Annotated in this window: 16 protein-coding genes; 6 read left to right on the plus strand and 10 right to left on the minus strand. The window is 45.6% G+C overall.

What is annotated here, in order from left to right:
• Positions 1–309 precede the first annotated feature (309 nt).
• Complete coding sequence (locus FOT42_RS16145; protein ID WP_151891553.1) at positions 310–1,365, plus strand: type I restriction endonuclease; 1,056 nt, start codon at positions 310–312, stop codon at positions 1,363–1,365.
• Between the two features lie 25 nt (positions 1,366–1,390).
• On the opposite strand, the gene FOT42_RS16150 is transcribed toward FOT42_RS16145, so the two are convergent.
• A complete protein-coding gene (locus tag FOT42_RS16150) occupies positions 1,391–1,576 on the minus strand; it encodes a hypothetical protein (protein ID WP_151891554.1) in 186 nt (61 codons plus the stop codon).
• A 215-nt stretch (positions 1,577–1,791) separates the two neighbouring features.
• Here FOT42_RS16150 and FOT42_RS16155 point away from each other — a divergent pair, with 215 nt between their 5' ends.
• Positions 1,792–2,433, plus strand: a complete 642-nt coding sequence (locus tag FOT42_RS16155) for a DUF6563 family protein (protein ID WP_151891555.1) — start codon at positions 1,792–1,794, stop codon at positions 2,431–2,433.
• Between the two features lie 19 nt (positions 2,434–2,452).
• On the opposite strand, the gene FOT42_RS16160 is transcribed toward FOT42_RS16155, so the two are convergent.
• From FOT42_RS16160 to FOT42_RS16175, 4 genes are all read right to left on the minus strand, one after another.
• Positions 2,453–3,952 (minus strand): peptidase associated/transthyretin-like domain-containing protein, encoded by a 1,500-nt coding sequence (locus FOT42_RS16160; protein WP_151891556.1) that lies wholly within the window; start codon positions 3,950–3,952, stop codon positions 2,453–2,455.
• A gap of 284 nt (positions 3,953–4,236) precedes the next feature.
• Positions 4,237–5,658 (minus strand): SDR family oxidoreductase, encoded by a 1,422-nt coding sequence (locus FOT42_RS16165; RefSeq protein WP_151891557.1) that lies wholly within the window; start codon positions 5,656–5,658, stop codon positions 4,237–4,239.
• Positions 5,655–6,080, minus strand: coding sequence for a hypothetical protein (locus FOT42_RS16170; RefSeq protein ID WP_151891558.1), 426 nt, complete (start codon positions 6,078–6,080; stop codon positions 5,655–5,657). Before FOT42_RS16170 ends, FOT42_RS16165 begins: the two co-directional genes overlap by 4 nt.
• 2 nt (positions 6,081–6,082) lie before the next feature.
• Positions 6,083–6,451, minus strand: coding sequence for a bleomycin resistance protein (locus tag FOT42_RS16175; RefSeq protein ID WP_151891559.1), 369 nt, complete (start codon positions 6,449–6,451; stop codon positions 6,083–6,085).
• 89 nt (positions 6,452–6,540) lie between these two features.
• Here FOT42_RS16175 and argS point away from each other — a divergent pair, with 89 nt between their 5' ends.
• Positions 6,541–8,319, plus strand: coding sequence for an arginine--tRNA ligase (gene argS, locus FOT42_RS16180; protein WP_151891560.1), 1,779 nt, complete (start codon positions 6,541–6,543; stop codon positions 8,317–8,319).
• A gap of 62 nt (positions 8,320–8,381) precedes the next feature.
• Here argS and FOT42_RS16185 read toward each other — a convergent pair whose 3' ends face one another.
• The 4 genes from FOT42_RS16185 to FOT42_RS16200 form a co-directional block, all read right to left on the minus strand.
• Entirely contained in the window at positions 8,382–8,750 is a 369-nt protein-coding gene (locus FOT42_RS16185; RefSeq protein WP_151891561.1) for an endonuclease domain-containing protein, read from the minus strand.
• A 90-nt stretch (positions 8,751–8,840) separates the two neighbouring features.
• Positions 8,841–11,408: a TonB-dependent receptor gene (locus tag FOT42_RS16190; RefSeq protein ID WP_151891562.1), complete on the minus strand. Its 2,568-nt coding sequence runs from the start codon at positions 11,406–11,408 to the stop codon at positions 8,841–8,843.
• Positions 11,386–12,300, minus strand: a complete 915-nt coding sequence (locus FOT42_RS16195) for a FecR family protein (protein ID WP_151891563.1) — start codon at positions 12,298–12,300, stop codon at positions 11,386–11,388. Before FOT42_RS16195 ends, FOT42_RS16190 begins: the two co-directional genes overlap by 23 nt.
• Positions 12,301–12,415: 115 nt before the next feature.
• Positions 12,416–12,913: an RNA polymerase sigma factor gene (locus FOT42_RS16200; protein WP_151891564.1), complete on the minus strand. Its 498-nt coding sequence runs from the start codon at positions 12,911–12,913 to the stop codon at positions 12,416–12,418.
• Between the two features lie 114 nt (positions 12,914–13,027).
• Between FOT42_RS16200 and FOT42_RS16205 the strand changes: the two genes are divergently transcribed.
• The 3 genes from FOT42_RS16205 to FOT42_RS16215 all read left to right on the plus strand — a co-directional run bounded on the left by FOT42_RS16205 (position 13,028) and on the right by FOT42_RS16215 (position 17,153).
• Positions 13,028–14,767, plus strand: coding sequence for a hypothetical protein (locus FOT42_RS16205; protein WP_151891565.1), 1,740 nt, complete (start codon positions 13,028–13,030; stop codon positions 14,765–14,767).
• Positions 14,768–14,871: 104 nt separating this feature from the next.
• Complete coding sequence (ffh, locus tag FOT42_RS16210) at positions 14,872–16,200, plus strand: signal recognition particle protein (RefSeq protein ID WP_151891566.1); 1,329 nt, start codon at positions 14,872–14,874, stop codon at positions 16,198–16,200.
• Positions 16,201–16,265: 65 nt separating this feature from the next.
• Entirely contained in the window at positions 16,266–17,153 is an 888-nt protein-coding gene (locus FOT42_RS16215) for a bifunctional 5,10-methylenetetrahydrofolate dehydrogenase/5,10-methenyltetrahydrofolate cyclohydrolase (RefSeq protein ID WP_151891567.1), read from the plus strand.
• Here FOT42_RS16215 and FOT42_RS18140 read toward each other — a convergent pair.
• On the minus strand, positions 17,150–17,308 hold the full coding sequence (locus tag FOT42_RS18140) for a hypothetical protein (protein WP_192938421.1): 159 nt from the start codon (positions 17,306–17,308) through the stop codon (positions 17,150–17,152). The two genes, FOT42_RS16215 and FOT42_RS18140, sit on opposite strands and share 4 nt — an antisense overlap.
• Between the last annotated feature and the right edge of the window lie 80 nt (positions 17,309–17,388).

Below are 17,388 nucleotides of genomic sequence, written 5' to 3' on the forward strand. Positions count from 1 at the left end.
CGAATTCCACGAATTTTCACGAATGCTTTTGGGCACTTCTTTTGCTTGGACTTCGACTGCGCACAGTCTGACAGCAAAAGCCATCTGTCGTTCGGCCAGCGCGACGAGGCTTTGCCTCTTTGGTTTTCTCCTCGGTTAAATGCCCCATTGACAATTGTCAACCCCTGAAAGCTTTTCTATTGACATTGTAAGATATTTTGGCAAAATAGTGTATATTAGGTTGACTTTTAGCAGTTTTACTCCCCCTGATTCTTTGTCTAAAAGATTCTTTTTAAAGATTTTTTCAATAATTGAAAACCAAGAATTAATATGGAGTTATATAATCAACTCAAAGGTCTTGCTGACAAAATTGAACAATTAAAGGACAAAATTGATACAGAGGAGTCAACAAAACATGCATTTACTCTTCCGTTCATCAATATTTTAGGATATGATACCTTTAATCCTACAGAGGTTGTTCCAGAATTTACTGCTGATTTAGGGTTGAAAAAGGGAGAGAAAGTTGATTATGCGATATTTCAGGAAGGCAACCCAATTTTGATTATTGAATGCAAGCATTGGAAACAAAATTTAAATGTTTTTAACTCCCAACTTTTCAGGTATTTTCACGTAACCAAAACACGCTTTGCTCTTTTGACAAATGGAATCGTTTACAGATTTTATACTGATTTGGAAGAAACCAATAAAATGGACGAAAAGCCATTTTTGGAATTTGACATTACAAAACTGAAAGAGAACACAGTCAAAGAGATCGAAAAATTTCACAAATCAAAATTTGACATTTCTAAAATTGTTGATAATGCCAGTAATCTAAAATATACTCGCGAAGTAAAATCATTAATTGACCAAGAACTTACCGAGCCTTCTCAGGACTTTGTCAAATTATTTGCTAATCGAGCATATAATGGTCGTCTTACTGCTAAGGTTATGAATGAATTTACTGAGATAGTTGGTAAGGCTTTCAACCAAACTATCAGTGAAAAAGTAAATGACAGGCTTAATTCTGCTCTAAGTACTGAACAGGAAAAGCAACTTGCTGAAGATAAAATTGAGGAACAGCCAAAAAGTAAAGTTGATACAACAGAGGAAGAAATGGAAGGTTTTCAAATTGTACTAGCAATTCTCCGAAGAAAAATAGAGAAAGGGAGAATTGTACACAGAGATACACAGTCATATTTTGGAATCCTGTTGGATGACAACAACAGAAAACCAATCTGTCGGCTTCATTTGAACGCAGGTACTAAGTATATCAGTTTATTTGACGAATCAAAGAACGAAACCAAACATAAAATTGAATCTGTTGATGACATTTATAGATTTGAAAAGCAATTATTGGCAACAATCGAAAATTATGACAATGAATAAAGTGCCAAGATTATAAATTTCATCATTACCCCCTCAACCCCACCACAATCCCCCTTATCGCAGCCACTACCTGTTGCACCTCTTTGCGATCAAAAGCATCTTCTTCCAAATAAAATAGCATTTCAATACCAAAATCCAGAATTTTAGCCAGTTCTTCGGGACTACCATAGGTATCTTCAATCCAATTCAATAAAATCTCCGCTTTTTCCATAATAGGAGCAAGAAAAGCGTTTTTTGCCAACGGGTACATGTCATATATGACAATAGGGGTGAAGGGTTTTGGGTAAAGGGTTAACGGGGAAGAACCAACGCCACCATCCATACCTTGTACCGCATCAGTCAGGCTTTGGATGTGCCTTTATCTGACATTTGTAATCTTCAACAGTAATAATCTGTACTTTTGTTTTAAAGACCTCTAAAAAGTATATGAGAAATTCTATCAGCCTCTTTATCCTTGCACTATTTTGCAATATTACTTTTGCACAAATGGAAAGCTACCCTAAAGGTGGATACGCCAATCTTCAAGAAGTTTTTGATAAAACCCCATCCTCAGAATTCAATGTTGAGATTGAAAGACGCTCCAAAGGAAAAATTAAAATGGTAGCCGGTAACGATTATCAACTAAACCCAATCGATAAATTAGTAAAAAATAAGTTTTTAAAGAATGAACTATACGCCTATTCCGACGGATCCATTTTGCTGCTTAACTGTAAAAAATATGAGATTCAATTTTGGTATAGCAAGATAGAGGCCGAAAATGATAACTATTTTGTTTTTAGAGCTGGCTTACCTTCCAATTTCGAAAGATACGGGTTAGAGGCTTCGAACCTTCCTTATATGTTTGGTGGTATCATTTCAGGAATCAGTGCGGCCAAAAGGGCATTGATCAGATTGCCTTATATCTTAGACAAGAAAAGTGAAGAAGTTTATATTGTCTCCGAAGAAGACATTTTGGAATATATTGGGGATAATAAGGATTTAAAGGAAAAATACGTTAATGAACCCCAAAAAGGTGATGTTGATATTCTTATGCGGTACCTAATAGAATGGGTCAATTCCTCAAACTAATATTACACCAGACATCTCCCTATTCCTCTACGGTGAATTCCCGTATCGCCTGGTTGGGCTCCATAATGGTGTGGCCTTGCCAAAACCCCGGGTCGTAGCGCGGCATATAGGTGGCCCGCACGGTCTTGTCCTCCTTGAAGTTGGCAAACTGCGGCTCGTCCACGAGGTCCTGCCCAAACACCACCAGTTCCCACTTTTCGGTGGGGCTCATCCGAAAGTCGATGTTCAGCAGTAGCTCGTTCTGCTTGCGGCGGCCCTTTACGTGCTTGTTCTTTTCCACCACTTTTAGGGGGCGGTCCACGGCAAAGTAGCGCCCAAAGGTAAGGTCCATGAACTTGAGGTCGTACCGGCTGTTGGGCAGTTTCGCAAAACGTGCCGTGCCCTTGTAGAGCACCTCACGGTAGGTAATGCCCAGCAACCGGAAATTGCGCAGGCGGTCGGTGTTCTCAAAATCCATCCGCATCACCGCAAAATCCTCGATGTTGATGTAGAGCCGCCCCTTGAAATCGGCACTGCTGCGCTTGGGGAAAAAGTCCACCACATACACCCCCATACCATCGATATCGGCATAGCCCGCCAGTTTGAAGTCGTAGCGGTTCGTTTTTTCGATAAGGTCCAGCTTGCTGTCCTCTTGGTAGTAGAGCTCCGAAAGCAGCTCCTTGATGGTGTGCCGTTGCGAGTCCAACAGCCCCGAAGTGCTGTCCTTTTTTACCTGTTGTTTCACCTTTTGGGCCTGTTCCTCGTCCATTTCGTCCAAAATGGAATCCACCTGCACCTTTTGGCTAAAAATACCCGACTTGATCTTCAGGTAGGAATCCGGCTTGATGTTCTTTTTGAAAATGGCCTCCATGCGCTTGCCGAGGTCCTCAAAAGAGCCCACATTGTTCTTGTCGTACAGGTCGGCAGCCTTGACGATGGCCAGTTTGTAGTCCGTTCCCTTTTTGTAGAGGTCGCCCAGGCTCTCGGTATAGTGATGGGCATTTTTGGGCACGGAGCGCGCAATGCTGTCCATGAGTTCCTTGTCCAGTTCCTTGATGGTGGACTTTTCAAACCCGAAATCCACCTTGGTGATGGTGGCGAACTCGGACCGCCGCAGGAAAAACCGTTGCTTCACGGGGCCGTTGTTGATGTTCTGGGGCAGGCGTTCCTTCATTTTCTCGATGATGTCGTCCACCTCCAGTTCCTTGTCAAACAGATACACGCCACTGAGTTCGATGGCCTTTGGGGTGAGCATCACGAGACTGTCCTGAAGTTGTTGTGGGGCAAAGCCCTTTTTCTCGTATCCCATGGAAGAGATGTAAATGGAATCTGGGAGCGAAGCACCTTCTTGCAGCACAAAACTGAAACGGCCCTCATCGTTGGTGATCACGCCTTGGTGTTCGCCATATTGTACGGTGGCGTAGGGGATGCCCTTTTGGGTCTTGGCGTCCACCAAGCGGGAGCTGATGGTCTGGGCGCTGAGGGAGGGGGCCATCAACATAAAAAGGGAACAGAGGGTCAGGATCTTGTGGAATGCCATGGTTTTGTGTTTTACTATAAAGACGCCATTTAAGCGGCGAGGGTTGCTTCGGTCATATGACGAACTTAGCCGAATTTTGTGACAAAGCGTTTTAAAGGATTGTTATTTCTGTGGATGGAACACAAATTCCAAATGACAATCTCCAAATTCCAATGGATTTGAAGTCTTATGTCTTGGTTCTATTTTCTTTTTTCTGCTCTTGACACGAATTCCACCAATTTTCACGAATGATGGTTTTGTCAGGTCGAGGGTTCCAAACTTGTTTGGAATGTATCGAGACCTTGTTAGGTTTTGGACAAATTCCGGATCATGCCCCCAAAGATGAAGACGTGGAAAGGAAGGACAGAGTACCAATACAGCCTCCCCAACAGCCCTTTTGGACGAAAGGTCGCTGTTTGATGGAGCACGCCATCCTCGATCTTAAATTCCAGCCAAGCTTCACCGGGTGTGCGCATTTCGGCAAAAAGGAGCAAGCGCTTTGCTTTTTTATCGGCCAAGAGCACCCTCCAAAAGTCAAGTGCATCCCCTGGGTTCAGTTTGTCCAGATGGGTGCGCCCCCTCCGAAGGCCCGGCCCGCCAACGAGCTTGTCCAAAAAACCGCGGATTTTCCATAGCCAGTTGCCATAGTACCAGCCCGTTTCCCCACCGATGTGCCAGATGTTTTCAAGAACGCCGGCCTCATCGGTGATGGCAAGGGTCTTTTTGTCCTGAAGAACACCATATTTGGGCACCTGGATGTAGTTTTCCAGATCGTCCTTGATCTGTCCGCTGGCAATACTGTCCTTCCAACTGCTCACCACAAGGTTTTGTTCTATTTTTTTAAAGGCCATGTCTATCGCCTCTTCGTAGGTGTGGGTATGGATGTCCAGCATTTTTTGCAAACGGTTGTCCTGTGCCACCACTTCCATTTTCATGCTGTCCACCAGGTTGGTCGCCAATTTATAAGATGTGGAAGTGACAAAGTAGAGCCAGTAGGAAGAGAGCTTGGGGGTCATCACGGGAACGGTGAAAATCCAGTTCTTAAAACCCCGGACCTTGGCGTAACGGTGCAGCATGTCCTTGTAGGTGAGCACATCGGGGCCGCCGATATCGAAGGATTGATCATAGGTGCCCGGATTCCCCAGAACATGGGTGAGGAACAGGATCACATCGCGGATGGCAATGGGCTGGGTCTTGGTGAGCACCCATTTTGGGGTGATCATCACCGGCAGTTTTTCACAGAGATCACGAATGATCTCGAAGGAGGAGCTGCCAGAACCGACAATGATGCCCGCACGGAGTACGGTAAGCTGAAAAGGACCTTGATAGAGAATGTCCTCTACATTTTTACGGGAACTGAGGTGCTTGGAAAGCTGTTTGTCGTTGACGATGCCACTGAGATAGATCACTTGTTTGCAATGGGTCTGGGCCATTAAGGTATTGAAGTTCCTTGCTGCCATGGATTCTTTCTCATCAAAGTCGGTGACCGAGGATGTCATGGAATGGATGAGGTAATAAGCGGCATCAATATCCTTGGGCAGTGCTTGGGTTTCTGGGTCTTCCAAGAAATCGATTTCAACAATGTCGATCTTGGCCTTTGTCTTGGCATCCACCGAAAGACGTTTTTCATCCCGAACGGCGCACACCACTTCGTGTCCCAACTCCAAAAGGTTTGGTAACAGACGCATTCCGATATAGCCATTGGCTCCTGTCAGCAAGATTTTCATAGGTCTTCAATGGAGGTTGGCATGTTGTCCGTCCGATGGTCCAACAGTTTTTTGAAGAATTTTTGAATGGCCTTGGTGTCGGAATGCACCTTGATGAAATAATGGTCCATATAAATGGAATGGATGGCCAAATCCCCCTTGAAGAGGTTCAATTTGTAATAGGGGATGACGAGTCCGTAGGTCTCCAACAGGGAACGGAAGCGCACGATAATGCCCTTGGGCCTGATCTCGATATTGCAGGTGTTGAGGTTGTTGTCCAAAAGGAGCAGGTTGTTGATTTCCACACTGGCCTGGGCAATGTGCAGTTTTGGGGAACCGATACCGTTCATGGCAAAACGTTCCTTTAGGGTAAAAGGTTTGCCCACGGCCTCGTCTATTTTACGGGTGATGTTCTTGTCGGAATAGGAGACGTTCAGGAGCATGGTCACAATTTTTGTCCGAAGCGCAGCAGGTTGCCGTCGCCGTCCAGTGCGGAGAATTCGCGAAGCCCCCATGGTTTGTCGCCCAACGGGCCGTTGGGATGGATTACCCCTGCCTCTTTCAATTCCGCATAAAGGTCGTCCACGTTGTCCACATAAAGATAACAACTGGTGTTCTCTGGAAATATCTTGTTGTCGCATTTCCAAAAATGTAGTTCAACCTTATCGCGACCGATCACGGCATAATGGTCGTCCACCCAACCAATTTTGTTGAACCCCATTTTGTCTTGGTAAAAGGCCACTGATTTTCGAATGTTCAATGAGGCCAGAACTGGAGAGGCACGTTGTAAATGTTCCATTTGGGAGTTTTCCATAAAATTACGGTTTCTATCGGCGCAACACAGCCCTGAATTGCCATAAAAGGGCAAAAAATATGTAGTTTTGCGGGCTGAAAGCCTATGAGATGAGTTTACAGAACGATTTGACCCAAAAAGTGATCGAGGCGGTAAAGGAACTGTACCAAGTGGACCTGCCCACAGTGGAGTTCCAACCGACCCGAAAGGATTTTGAAGGGGACATCACGGTGGTGGTGTTTCCCATGTTGCGCTATGTGAAGGGTAATCCTGCCCAGATTGCGGCCCAGATCGGGGACTATCTGCAGGAACATGTGGCCGAGGTGACCAAGTGCAACGTGGTACAGGGCTTTTTGAACATTGTGATCGCGGATAGCTATTACCTCAATTTTTTCAACAGCATCAAAGATGAGGTGGATTTTGGGTACGTGAAATCCGTTTCGGACAAGGCCGTGATGGTGGAATATTCTTCACCCAATACCAATAAACCGCTGCATTTGGGGCACATCCGAAACAACCTTCTGGGCTATTCCGTAGCTGAAATTTTAAAGGCATCGGGCAAGAAAGTGTATAAGACGCAGATCATTAACGATAGGGGTATCCATATCTGCAAGAGTATGTTGGCCTGGGAAAAATTTGGCAATGGGGAAACCCCGGGCACCTCTGGCATGAAAGGCGACCATTTGGTGGGAAAATATTATGTGGCCTTTGATAGGGCTTACAAGGAACAGGTTGCCGAATTTGTGGCCGGTGGTGTGGAAAAGGAAAAGGCCGAAAAGGAAGCCCCGATCCTTTTGGAGGCCCAGGAAATGCTCCGTAAGTGGGAAGCTGGCAATGCGGAGGTGGTGTCCCTTTGGAAAAAGATGAACGGTTGGGTGTACGAGGGGTTTGATGTTACCTATAAAAACCTTGGGGTCGATTTTGATAAACTGTACTACGAAAGCGATACCTATCTGTTGGGTCGTGATGTGGTTAAGGATGGTCTGGAAAAAGGGGTCTTCTTTAAAAAAGAAGATGGCAGCGTGTGGATCGACCTTACCGAGGACGGATTGGATGAAAAAATCGTGCTCCGTTCCGATGGCACTGCGGTCTACATGACGCAAGATATCGGTACGGCCATCCAACGGGTTACGGATTTTCCCGACATTAATGGAATGGTCTATACCGTGGGGAACGAACAGGACTATCACTTCAAGGTGCTGTTCCTCATTTTGAAGAAACTGGGCTACACCTGGGCCGAACAGTTGTACCATCTCAGCTATGGGATGGTAGACCTGCCCAGTGGCAAGATGAAGAGTAGGGAGGGCACCGTGGTGGATGCGGACGACCTTATCCAGAGCATGGAGGATACTGCCGAGACCATTTCCGAGGAACTGGGCAAACTGGACGGTTATTCCGATGCTGAAAAAAAGGAGCTCTACCGTACCATTGGTCTGGGCGCACTTAAATATTACATCCTAAAAGTGGACCCGAAGAAGCGGATCTTGTTCAATCCAGAGGAATCGGTCGATTTTCAAGGAAATACGGGACCGTTTATCCAATATACCTATGCGCGGATCCAATCCATCCTCCGGAAGGCGGATTTTGATGTCTCGACTGCGCTCGACATGACACTTGCCTTGCACGAAAAGGAAAAGGAGTTGTTGAAGCAGGTGCAACTGTTCCCGGAAACGGTGCAGTTGGCGGCGGAAAATTACAGCCCGGCACTTATTGCCAATTATACGTATGATTTGGTGAAGGAATTCAATTCGTTCTACCAACAGGTTTCCATATTGGGCGAACCCGATGAACAGAAGAAAAAGCTTAGAGTATTGTTGTCCAAAAAAGTAGGGGAAGTGATCAAATCCGCGTTTCTGCTTTTGGGCATCGATGTGCCTGAGCGGATGTAGCATCCATCCCTCCGTCCTTTGACCATCTGTCAAAGGACACCTCCCTTTAAAAAGGGAGATACTCATGGGGTTTGTTTAAAATGTTCCGAGATTTCCGAGAGTACCGATTCCAAGTTTTCAAATACCATTTTGTTCTCAAACCGAATTACGGTATATCCCAATTCATTCAAGATTTCTGTGCGCTTTTTGTCATATTCTTGGGCTTTGGGCGACTGATGGACAGCCCCATCCAATTCAATGACAAGCTTTTCCGCGGCACAGTAGAAGTCAACAATGTAGTTTTTGATGCTGTGTTGCCGATTGAACCGTCTGCCACATAATTTTTTGGCCTTTAGGTACCTCCAAAGGAATGCTTCGGCAGGAGTGGCGTTGTTCCTTAATTTTTTTCGGAATTGGATGAGTTCCTTCCTGTTGTGGATTCTTTTTTTCATCAATCTCATTTAAAAAGCTCCCCTCTTTCGTAAGAGGGGTGATTCAGCCATGCTGAACCGGGGAGATTGATACCTTGAATATAGGAAAAATTAAAAACTCACCCGAAAACTGAAATTAGGGGTAATGCCCAAGGAAAGATTTTCCACGGCCTCGATCTCATCATTTTCGTTCACACGATAGTATTTGTTCAGGCTGTTCTTCCGATTGGTCATGTTCAATAGGGAGAGTCCGGCATTGGCATTGATGCCCGAACCCAGTTTGAAACTATAAATGGCCGAGGCATCCGCCCTGAAATATTCCGGCAACCTGCTGCTGTTCGGTGCCTTGTAATTGATTCGTGCCGGGGTGAAATCGTTGTCAAGTGCATCAGCGCCGTCCAAGGGCTCGGTAAACGGTTTTCCGGTGCGATAGTTCACCCCAAGGCTCAACTTCAGGTTTTTATAGGTATAGGCCCCAGCAAATGTGAGCGTGTGGCGGATATCCAGATTATTGGGGAATTTTTGGGGCACTATGGAATCGAAGGTGTAGTCGTTCTTGTTGAAGGAATAGCTCAACCAGGTACTGAACCGATCACTCTTCTTGTTGATGAGAAATTCGATGCCCTTGACCTGATAACTGCCTATTTCCCCGGAAAATTGATGTGGATTCTGGAATCCTTGGGTATTGGTACTGATGCCGTCCACATTTTTGTAGAAACCTTCCACGCCCACATAAAAGTTGTTCTTTTCATAATTGATGCCCGCGGAGCCTTGTTTGCTCTTGGTGACGGGAAGGGTGGTATCGTTGGAGAGGACCCATCTGCGTTTTTCAACGCCCAAAAAGTTTTGTTCCAGATCAACGACCTGATTGGTGGTTTGGCTCTTGAACTCGCCCAAAATCTCAGCCCTTAAGTAATTGGCCAGTTTGATGTTCAGGTTGAGCCTTGGTTCTATCAAAACTTTGGAAAAAGTGTTCAAGTTTTCAATAAAATTGAACCGTGCGCCCACTTTGGCCATGAACCTATTGTCCAATGAGGCATAGTTCAATTGTGAAAAAGGAGCATGGATTCGGATGACTCCTTTGATCTCACTGCTAAATTCAGGTTCGTTGAGCTCGGTGGCATTGGTGATTCCTGTTTCGATGTATTGGTAACCGTTGTTCCAATCCAAATGCTCACTGATCCCATAGTCCGTGCTCAGTTTCAAAGCGTTTTCGATGACCTTGTTGTTCTGGAAGAGCAGTTGCACCTGGTTCCCAAAAAGGTTTTGGGCATCCAGGTTGTATCGGGAATAATAGATGTTCAGATGGGAAGAGAACCTGGCGGACCATTGACTTTGGAACTGTCCCCCGATTGACAGATTGTCCTGCTTCAATAGGCTGACGGTCCTTTCATTGTCGGTCACATTGTGCTCCACATATTTTAGGTTGTTCTTGATGTTGATCAAACTCAACCTGACCTTATGTCTGTCATTGATGTCGTACAGGAGCTTTCCTCCGAAATCATAGAAGAAAAAATCCTCTTCGCGGGTGATTTCATCATCCACGGTATTGTTGTTCTCGTCAGTGATCTCACTGTCCTGAAATGCACGGTCAAAAAACTGTTTGTAGGCGGGGGTGCTCAAGAAATCGGTCATCGAACGCCTTGCTGAAAATTGGACGCCCAGTTTTTCGTTGATGGGAACCTCGGTATACATATCGCCAGTGATGAGGTTGAAACCGGCCCCGCCCGTCCATGTGTTGGCTATGTGGTCGCTGGTCTCCATTTGGATCACACTGCTGACCCCGTCGCCAAAAGCTGCTGGGGTGCCGTTTTTGTAAATGGTCACTTTATCGGTCAGGTAGGGGTTGAAGGCGGAAATCAACCCAAAAAAGTGGCCGGATTGATACATTTTTATACCGTTCCAGAGAATAAGGTTCTGATCGTTGGTGCCGCCCCTCACATTGATGTCGGATACCGTTTCGTCAATACTCTTGATGCCCGGAAGGGCCTGAACGGTCTGTAAAACATCAGGTTCGATGAGTCCGGGGAGGATGCCAAATTCCGAAGTGTTCAGGCTTATGCTTGCATCCTTTTCCTTGATGATGCCCGAGGTAAGGAACTTGTACACAATTACTTCATCCAGTTCTTCATAGTGTTGTGCCAAGAGGATCCTAGGACATTCGCCTTGTTGCAAAAGCTCTTCCACACTGATATATTTGGTGAGGTAGCCCAAGTATCTGATCTTGAGCGATGCTTTTCTGGGCACCTGTCTCAGGTTGAAAACGCCATTGGTGTCTGAAATCTGGGCCATATCTGTTCCTAGAATTTCCACAGTGGCGCCTGGGATGGTATTTTCGGCAAAGTTGTCCAGCACAATGCCGCATATATCCACCACTGAACTTTTGGTGAGCGTGTAGTAACGGGCGCTCAGTTTTTCTGCCTTTATCTGGAACTGGGATTCTATGAAACTTAGGATATCACCTAGGTCACCAAGATTTTTTGGTGGGTCGATGGAGAGACCATCCATATCTTCGTTGATGTACGAAAACTTTACCTCGAAGCGGTTCTCCAAGCTTTTGATATAGGAAACAAGGTCAATAGGGGATTGCTGCTCTTCCTGCGCATGTGTGGAATGGAACAGGAAAAACAAAAGGGCAAGAAAAAGGCCCGAATGCTTATTGAATAGTGTTCCCAGCATAAAAAAGTACGTTGTCGCCTTCTATTTTGTATTGGATTTGAGACGGGGTACTTATACTTTTTAACGCCATTTCTAGATTTGTGTTGTTGAAAGTTCCGGTAAACAAGAGATTGGTGTTTACATTTTGGGTCTTTACCTTGATGTCGAACTGTCTTTCCAATTCAGCAAAGACATACTGCAACGGAATGCGCTCAAAGCTACTTTCGTTGCCCATCCATGCAGGTCGGGTTCCGTTGGGTTTTCCGGAGTCGATGATTTTTCCGTTGATGACCAGAAAGGAAGTTCCGGCGGGCAATTTTGTCTCTGCGTTGTTGTGGGTAACGCTCACGAGACCTTCATAACAGGTCACTTCAAAAAAGCCCTTCCTGTTTTCCACATTGAACTGGGTGCCCAGAACGGTCACGGTTCCTTGTTCGGTGGACACGGTGAATTTTTTTCCTTTGGCGACCTTGAAGAATGCTTCTCCCTTAAGGGAGACATCTCTTTTTTGGTCCCATTTCTTTTCACTGAACGAGACTTGCGAGTCTGCATTGAGGAAAATTTCGGAATTATCGGGGAGTGTCACTTCGGAACGTTGGGCAAAATCCGTAGTGATGGATTCATTGAGAGTGCTCAAATAGAAATAGGAACCCACCATGAGCACGGCGATAACGGCAGCCACCCGTAGAAATTTCTTGAAAGGGTTCAGGGCGATGACCTTTGGGGCATTCCCGATGCGCTCGTCCTTGATGCGTTGAAGCGCGCCGTCCACATCGAAATCGGGAGCTTCCATGGTGCTGGAAACCTCCAACAACTTGGCATAGGAAGCATACTCATCGGATTTTTTGAATTCCGCAAGTTCTTCCGCGGACAGTTCTCCGCTCAGCCATTTTGCCAAATAATTTTCTTGCATGGGTCTATGCTTTACCTTATTACAACAACTAACTTATACAATACCCTACTTTTTGAAATTCCAAAAATCCATTTCGTATTTTATTGTCTCATTTCTTTTTTCTCTGGTCTGGCAATTAAATCCCGTCAATCTGTTCCCGTAGGCTTTTCAGGGCCAAATGCATCCTCTTTTCAATGGCTTTCACGCTGACACCTTCCATTTCTGCAATTTCCGCATACTTTTTCCCATCTATCCGATTGAGCAGAAAGGTGGTACGTTGGTTTTCCGGAAGGGCATTCAGAGCATTTTCCAATTTTTCCTTGTATTCTTTTTCCTCCATCAAAAATTCGGGGGACTCGTTGGATCGATCATTTCCTTTGTCCGCATATTTTATCCGAACCTTTTCCGCTTTGATCACATTCAGATAGAGATTGTTGGCCACGGTATAGACAAACGATTTTGCTTTTTCAGGACTCACTTTGCCACAATTCTCCCATAGTTTCACAAAAGCTTCCTGCACGGCATCGTTGGCCTTCTCCTCGTTCCCGAACTTATAATAGATATAGTTGAAGACCGTTTTGGAATGTGTCTTGAAAATGGAGCTGAATATTTTATCTTCACAAACATTGTCCATAAAGAAAGAATTGTTTCTCGGTTCAAATATATTTGAAAATTGTGGAGCCAAAGTAGGGTTTTTTTGGAAAGAGTTGTTCTAAAGTTGAATTATAACCCCAAAGTTCAAATAGTTATGAAAAATTTGATGAAAAAGATAGGGTATGTAGCCCTCATCGGAATTGTTTCCATTCTTTCCTCTTGCCAAGACGAATTTGAGGAAGTCAATGGGAACGATGAGCAACAGACCATCCAAGCCAATTCGACAACAGCAAGTTTGATCGAGAAGACCACTGCATTTGACGGCTCTTATGACGATGTCGTGGATGAGTCAAGCTGTTTTGCCTTAAAATTTCCCTATACCATAAGTATCAACGGTACTGCGGCCATCACCATTACTTCCATGGAAGACCTTCAGGGCATTAAAGTAACCCTGGCGGGGTTGGACAATGGTGCTTTGGAAATCAGTTTTCCGGTCACTATCACCCTTTCCGATCATAGCGAAATTGTTGTGGAAAATAGGGAACAGCTTTTGGAACTTGCCAGGGATTGTGTGGAAAGTGCCACTGATAATAAGATAAGATGCATAGATTTTGTGTATCCCATCACCCTTTTCACTTTCAATGTGGACAATCAAATGACGGGTGAGGTTATGGTGGAAAGCGATATGCAAATGAGAAGGTTCTTCTCTGAATTGGAGGACAACGAATTGGTCAGCATCAGTTTTCCCATTACCCTCAAGAAAAGCGATGGAACCGAAATCATCGTAGAGAACAATACTGATTTGCATTCGATTCTTAGCACGGCCGGAAACGAATGTGACCGCAATACACTCAACAAGGAAATTTTGGATGCCTTCCTATTGGCTTGCCAATTGGAAGTGAGGGAGGTGCTCAGGGATAATGTGGACAGCACGGACCAATACTTTGAATCCATCATGACCTTTTCCCAAGACGGGACCGTGGTGATCGGTGGAGGCACCAGCGCCCCATTAACAGGTACATGGACCACCCAAAACACGGACAGTGGTGTCCAGTTGACATTGGATTTCAATGCTTTGGTGGATTTTTCCATGACATGGGATGTATATGAGTGGGAGCCCGGTGTCATCAAATTGTACAGAGATGCCGGAAACAGGATCATCCTCAAAAAAAGATGTGATGTGGACCCTGTCGAAGAAATCGATCCTGATACCCTAAGGGCCATTTTGAACGAATGTAATTGGGTTATCAAAAAGGTCAAGAACCAAGAAGAGGAAGTCAGAAGGCTTTTGGGATACGAGTTCCAGTTCATGGCAGATGGCACCGTCACCTTGAGCAATGGTACAAACCTATCTGAAGGTACTTGGGAAATTGGCCTCAACAACCAACTCCAATTGTCCGTTATGATCAGCATGAGTAACGAGCCAGAGGTCAGTTTCGAGTGGCCCCTCAGAGAACTGACAGATACCCGATTGAAATTTGAAGTGTTTGGCACAGACCATGAAATGACACTGCTCCGCGTGTGCAACGACAACGCAGATGATGGCGATGTCGTCGAAATAAGGGATATTGCCATGGACGGACCATGGAATATTGCACTCTACAAGGAGGCCGAAGTGGACCTTACCACATCATTTGCTGGAATGGAGTTTAATTTTTCCACAATGAACCAAATCGAGGTGTCCGTAAACCAAGATTTTATTGCAACTGGACTATGGAGGGTGCTCAGGGACACTGAGGAAGGACTCAAGTGCTACCTCAATTTTGATACCGATGGAGATCTGTTGGAACTGACCGATGATTGGAAAGTGGTTTCCATCACATCCACCCGAATAGAACTCAAAGATGATAGTGAAGAAGGTAATTTGAAGACCTTAGTGTTCGAAAAATCATAAAATTTTTCCCCAATTCTTTTTTTAAGAGGACGGCCATCCCCAAAGCCGTCCTTTTTCTTTTTTATTATTCTTAAATTTGTCGCTCCTTTAAAACACAAGAACTTATGTTCGATAATTTAAGCGAAAAACTGGACAAGGCGCTCCACGTCCTCAAAGGGCATGGGCAGATAACCGAGATCAATGTTGCGGAAACCCTGAAGGAAGTACGAAGGGCTCTTTTGGACGCCGACGTCAACTTCAAGATAGCCAAGGATTTCACCAATAAAGTAAAGGAAAAGGCACTGGGGCAGAACGTGTTGACCACCTTGCAGCCCGGCCAACTCATGGTGAAGATCGTAAAGGACGAACTCACCAAACTGATGGGGGGCGATGCAGAAGACATCAATCTCTCTGGAAACCCTTCGGTGATCTTGATGTCGGGTCTGCAAGGTTCCGGTAAGACCACATTTTCTGGGAAACTCGCCAATTATCTCAAAAGTAAGAAAAACAAAAAACCTCTTTTGGTTGCCTGTGATGTGTACCGTCCGGCGGCTATCGACCAATTGCACGTGGTCGGAGAACAAATTGGTGTGGATGTCTATTCCGATAGGGAGAACAATGATCCCGTGGCAATTGCCAAAGCAGGTATTGCACACGCCAAGAGCTTGGGATGCAATGTGGTGGTCATCGATACCGCAGGTCGTTTGGCCGTGGATGAGCAGATGATGAACGAGATTGCCAACATCCACAAGGCCATACAGCCCCAAGAGACCCTTTTTGTGGTGGATGCCATGACAGGTCAGGATGCAGTGAACACGGCCAAAGCCTTTAACGACGTCCTCAATTTTGACGGGGTTATCTTGACCAAGCTCGATGGTGATACCCGAGGTGGTGCCGCCATTTCCATCAAATCTGTGGTGGACAAGCCCATCAAGTTCATCGGAACAGGGGAAAAAATGGAGGCTATCGATGTCTTCCACCCCTCGAGGATGGCCGATCGGATCTTGGGAATGGGAGACGTGGTCTCATTGGTGGAGCGTGCCCAAGAGCAGTTTGATGAGGAACAGGCACGTAAGATCCAAAAGAAGATAGCCAAGAACAAGTTCGGCTTTGACGATTTCTTGAGCCAGATACAACAGATCAAGAAAATGGGAAGCATGAAGGACCTGATGGGGATGATCCCCGGTGCAGGGAAAGCACTGAAAGGTCTCGATATAGACGACGATGCCTTCAAGCACATTGAGGCCATCATCCACTCCATGACCCCTGATGAGCGTTCCACACCTTCCAAATTGGACGCCAGTCGAAAAAAACGCATCGCTGCCGGTAGCGGTACCTCCGTTCAGGAAGTGAACCAGCTCCTAAAACAGTTCGACCAAATGAGCAAGATGATGAAGATGATGCAAGGAGGTGGGGGCAAAAAGATGATGCAGATGATGCAGAACATGAGATAACTTTAGTCGGAAGTCGGAAGTCGGAAGTTGCTCAAGTTGAAAATGATCAAAACCAAATAACGAGTATGGAAATCCTTGACGGAAAAAAAATATCCAACCAAATCAAAGAAGAAATCGCCGTTGAGGTGGCTCAAATGAAGGAAAGAGGGGAGAAGGTTCCTCACTTGGCCGCGGTCCTTGTCGGTAACGATGGGGCCAGTCTCACCTATGTGGGCAGCAAGGTACGCTCCTGTAAAAAAATCGGTTTTGAATCAACCTTGATCCACCTTCCCGAAGATACCACCGAGGAAGCTTTGTTGAAGCAGGTAGCAGACTTGAACGCCAATCCTGATATTGATGGGTATATTGTGCAATTGCCATTGCCCAAACATATCGATGAACAGAAAGTACTGCTTGCCGTGGACCCCGATAAGGATGTGGATGGATTCCACCCCACCAATTTCGGTAAGATGGCCTTGGATATGGAATCCTTTATCCCGGCGACCCCTTTTGGTATCATGGAACTGTTGCGCAGGTACAATGTGGAAACTGCAGGAAAACACACCGTCGTGATCGGTAGGAGCCACATCGTGGGAAGGCCCATCAGTATTTTGATGAGCCAAAAAGGAAAGGCGGCCGATTCCACAGTCACCCTTACCCATAGTAGGACCAAGGACCTTAAAGCACTGACCCTTCAGGCGGACATTGTGGTGTCGGCATTGGGGGTTCCCAACTTCCTAAAGGAAGACATGGTGAAAGATGGAGTCACCATCATCGATGTGGGCATTACCCGTGTTCCCGATGATTCCCACGAAAAAGGATACTACATCACCGGGGATGTCGATTTTGAGAAGGTAAGTAAAAAAGCATCCTATATTACCCCTGTTCCTGGCGGAGTGGGGCCTATGACCATTGCCATGCTCCTCCAAAACACCTTATTGGCCAGGGAAAGGCACAAGTCCAAACAGGCTTAGTGCACCTGTTCTTTTTGCTCCGTTTTTGCTAAAGCAGTCTGTTGCTCCTCTTCTGGGGTGATGCGGTCAAATTCAGTCTCACCTTCATCGTTGGTGCAACTGGATATGGCCATGGACGAAAAAAGCACGGTGATCAAAAGTAGAATTGTTTTCATAAAGGTAACATTTGGGATGGCACTGCGGCCTGTTCTGTACATCATAACGAATTCTGTTGCAGAATCTTATTTTAGTTGTC

The organism is Flagellimonas hadalis (assembly GCF_007785775.2).
Classification (GTDB): Bacteria; Bacteroidota; Bacteroidia; order Flavobacteriales; family Flavobacteriaceae; genus Flagellimonas; species Flagellimonas hadalis.

What these genes read in the sequence shown, in the direction of transcription:
- FOT42_RS16145 (WP_151891553.1), top strand. Translation starts at nt 310, where the DNA reads ATGGAGTTATATAATCAACTCAAAGGTCTTGCTGACAAAATTGAACAA.
- FOT42_RS16150 (WP_151891554.1), bottom strand. Translation starts at nt 1,576, where the DNA reads ATGGAAAAAGCGGAGATTTTATTGAATTGGATTGAAGATACCTATGGT.
- FOT42_RS16155 (WP_151891555.1), top strand. Translation starts at nt 1,792, where the DNA reads ATGAGAAATTCTATCAGCCTCTTTATCCTTGCACTATTTTGCAATATT.
- FOT42_RS16160 (WP_151891556.1), bottom strand. Translation starts at nt 3,952, where the DNA reads ATGGCATTCCACAAGATCCTGACCCTCTGTTCCCTTTTTATGTTGATG.
- FOT42_RS16165 (WP_151891557.1), bottom strand. Translation starts at nt 5,658, where the DNA reads ATGAAAATCTTGCTGACAGGAGCCAATGGCTATATCGGAATGCGTCTG.
- FOT42_RS16170 (WP_151891558.1), bottom strand. Translation starts at nt 6,080, where the DNA reads ATGCTCCTGAACGTCTCCTATTCCGACAAGAACATCACCCGTAAAATA.
- FOT42_RS16175 (WP_151891559.1), bottom strand. Translation starts at nt 6,451, where the DNA reads ATGGAAAACTCCCAAATGGAACATTTACAACGTGCCTCTCCAGTTCTG.
- argS (WP_151891560.1), top strand. Translation starts at nt 6,541, where the DNA reads ATGAGTTTACAGAACGATTTGACCCAAAAAGTGATCGAGGCGGTAAAG.
- FOT42_RS16185 (WP_151891561.1), bottom strand. Translation starts at nt 8,750, where the DNA reads ATGAAAAAAAGAATCCACAACAGGAAGGAACTCATCCAATTCCGAAAA.
- FOT42_RS16190 (WP_151891562.1), bottom strand. Translation starts at nt 11,408, where the DNA reads ATGCTGGGAACACTATTCAATAAGCATTCGGGCCTTTTTCTTGCCCTT.
- FOT42_RS16195 (WP_151891563.1), bottom strand. Translation starts at nt 12,300, where the DNA reads ATGCAAGAAAATTATTTGGCAAAATGGCTGAGCGGAGAACTGTCCGCG.
- FOT42_RS16200 (WP_151891564.1), bottom strand. Translation starts at nt 12,913, where the DNA reads ATGGACAATGTTTGTGAAGATAAAATATTCAGCTCCATTTTCAAGACA.
- FOT42_RS16205 (WP_151891565.1), top strand. Translation starts at nt 13,028, where the DNA reads ATGAAAAATTTGATGAAAAAGATAGGGTATGTAGCCCTCATCGGAATT.
- ffh (WP_151891566.1), top strand. Translation starts at nt 14,872, where the DNA reads ATGTTCGATAATTTAAGCGAAAAACTGGACAAGGCGCTCCACGTCCTC.
- FOT42_RS16215 (WP_151891567.1), top strand. Translation starts at nt 16,266, where the DNA reads ATGGAAATCCTTGACGGAAAAAAAATATCCAACCAAATCAAAGAAGAA.
- FOT42_RS18140 (WP_192938421.1), bottom strand. Translation starts at nt 17,308, where the DNA reads ATGAAAACAATTCTACTTTTGATCACCGTGCTTTTTTCGTCCATGGCC.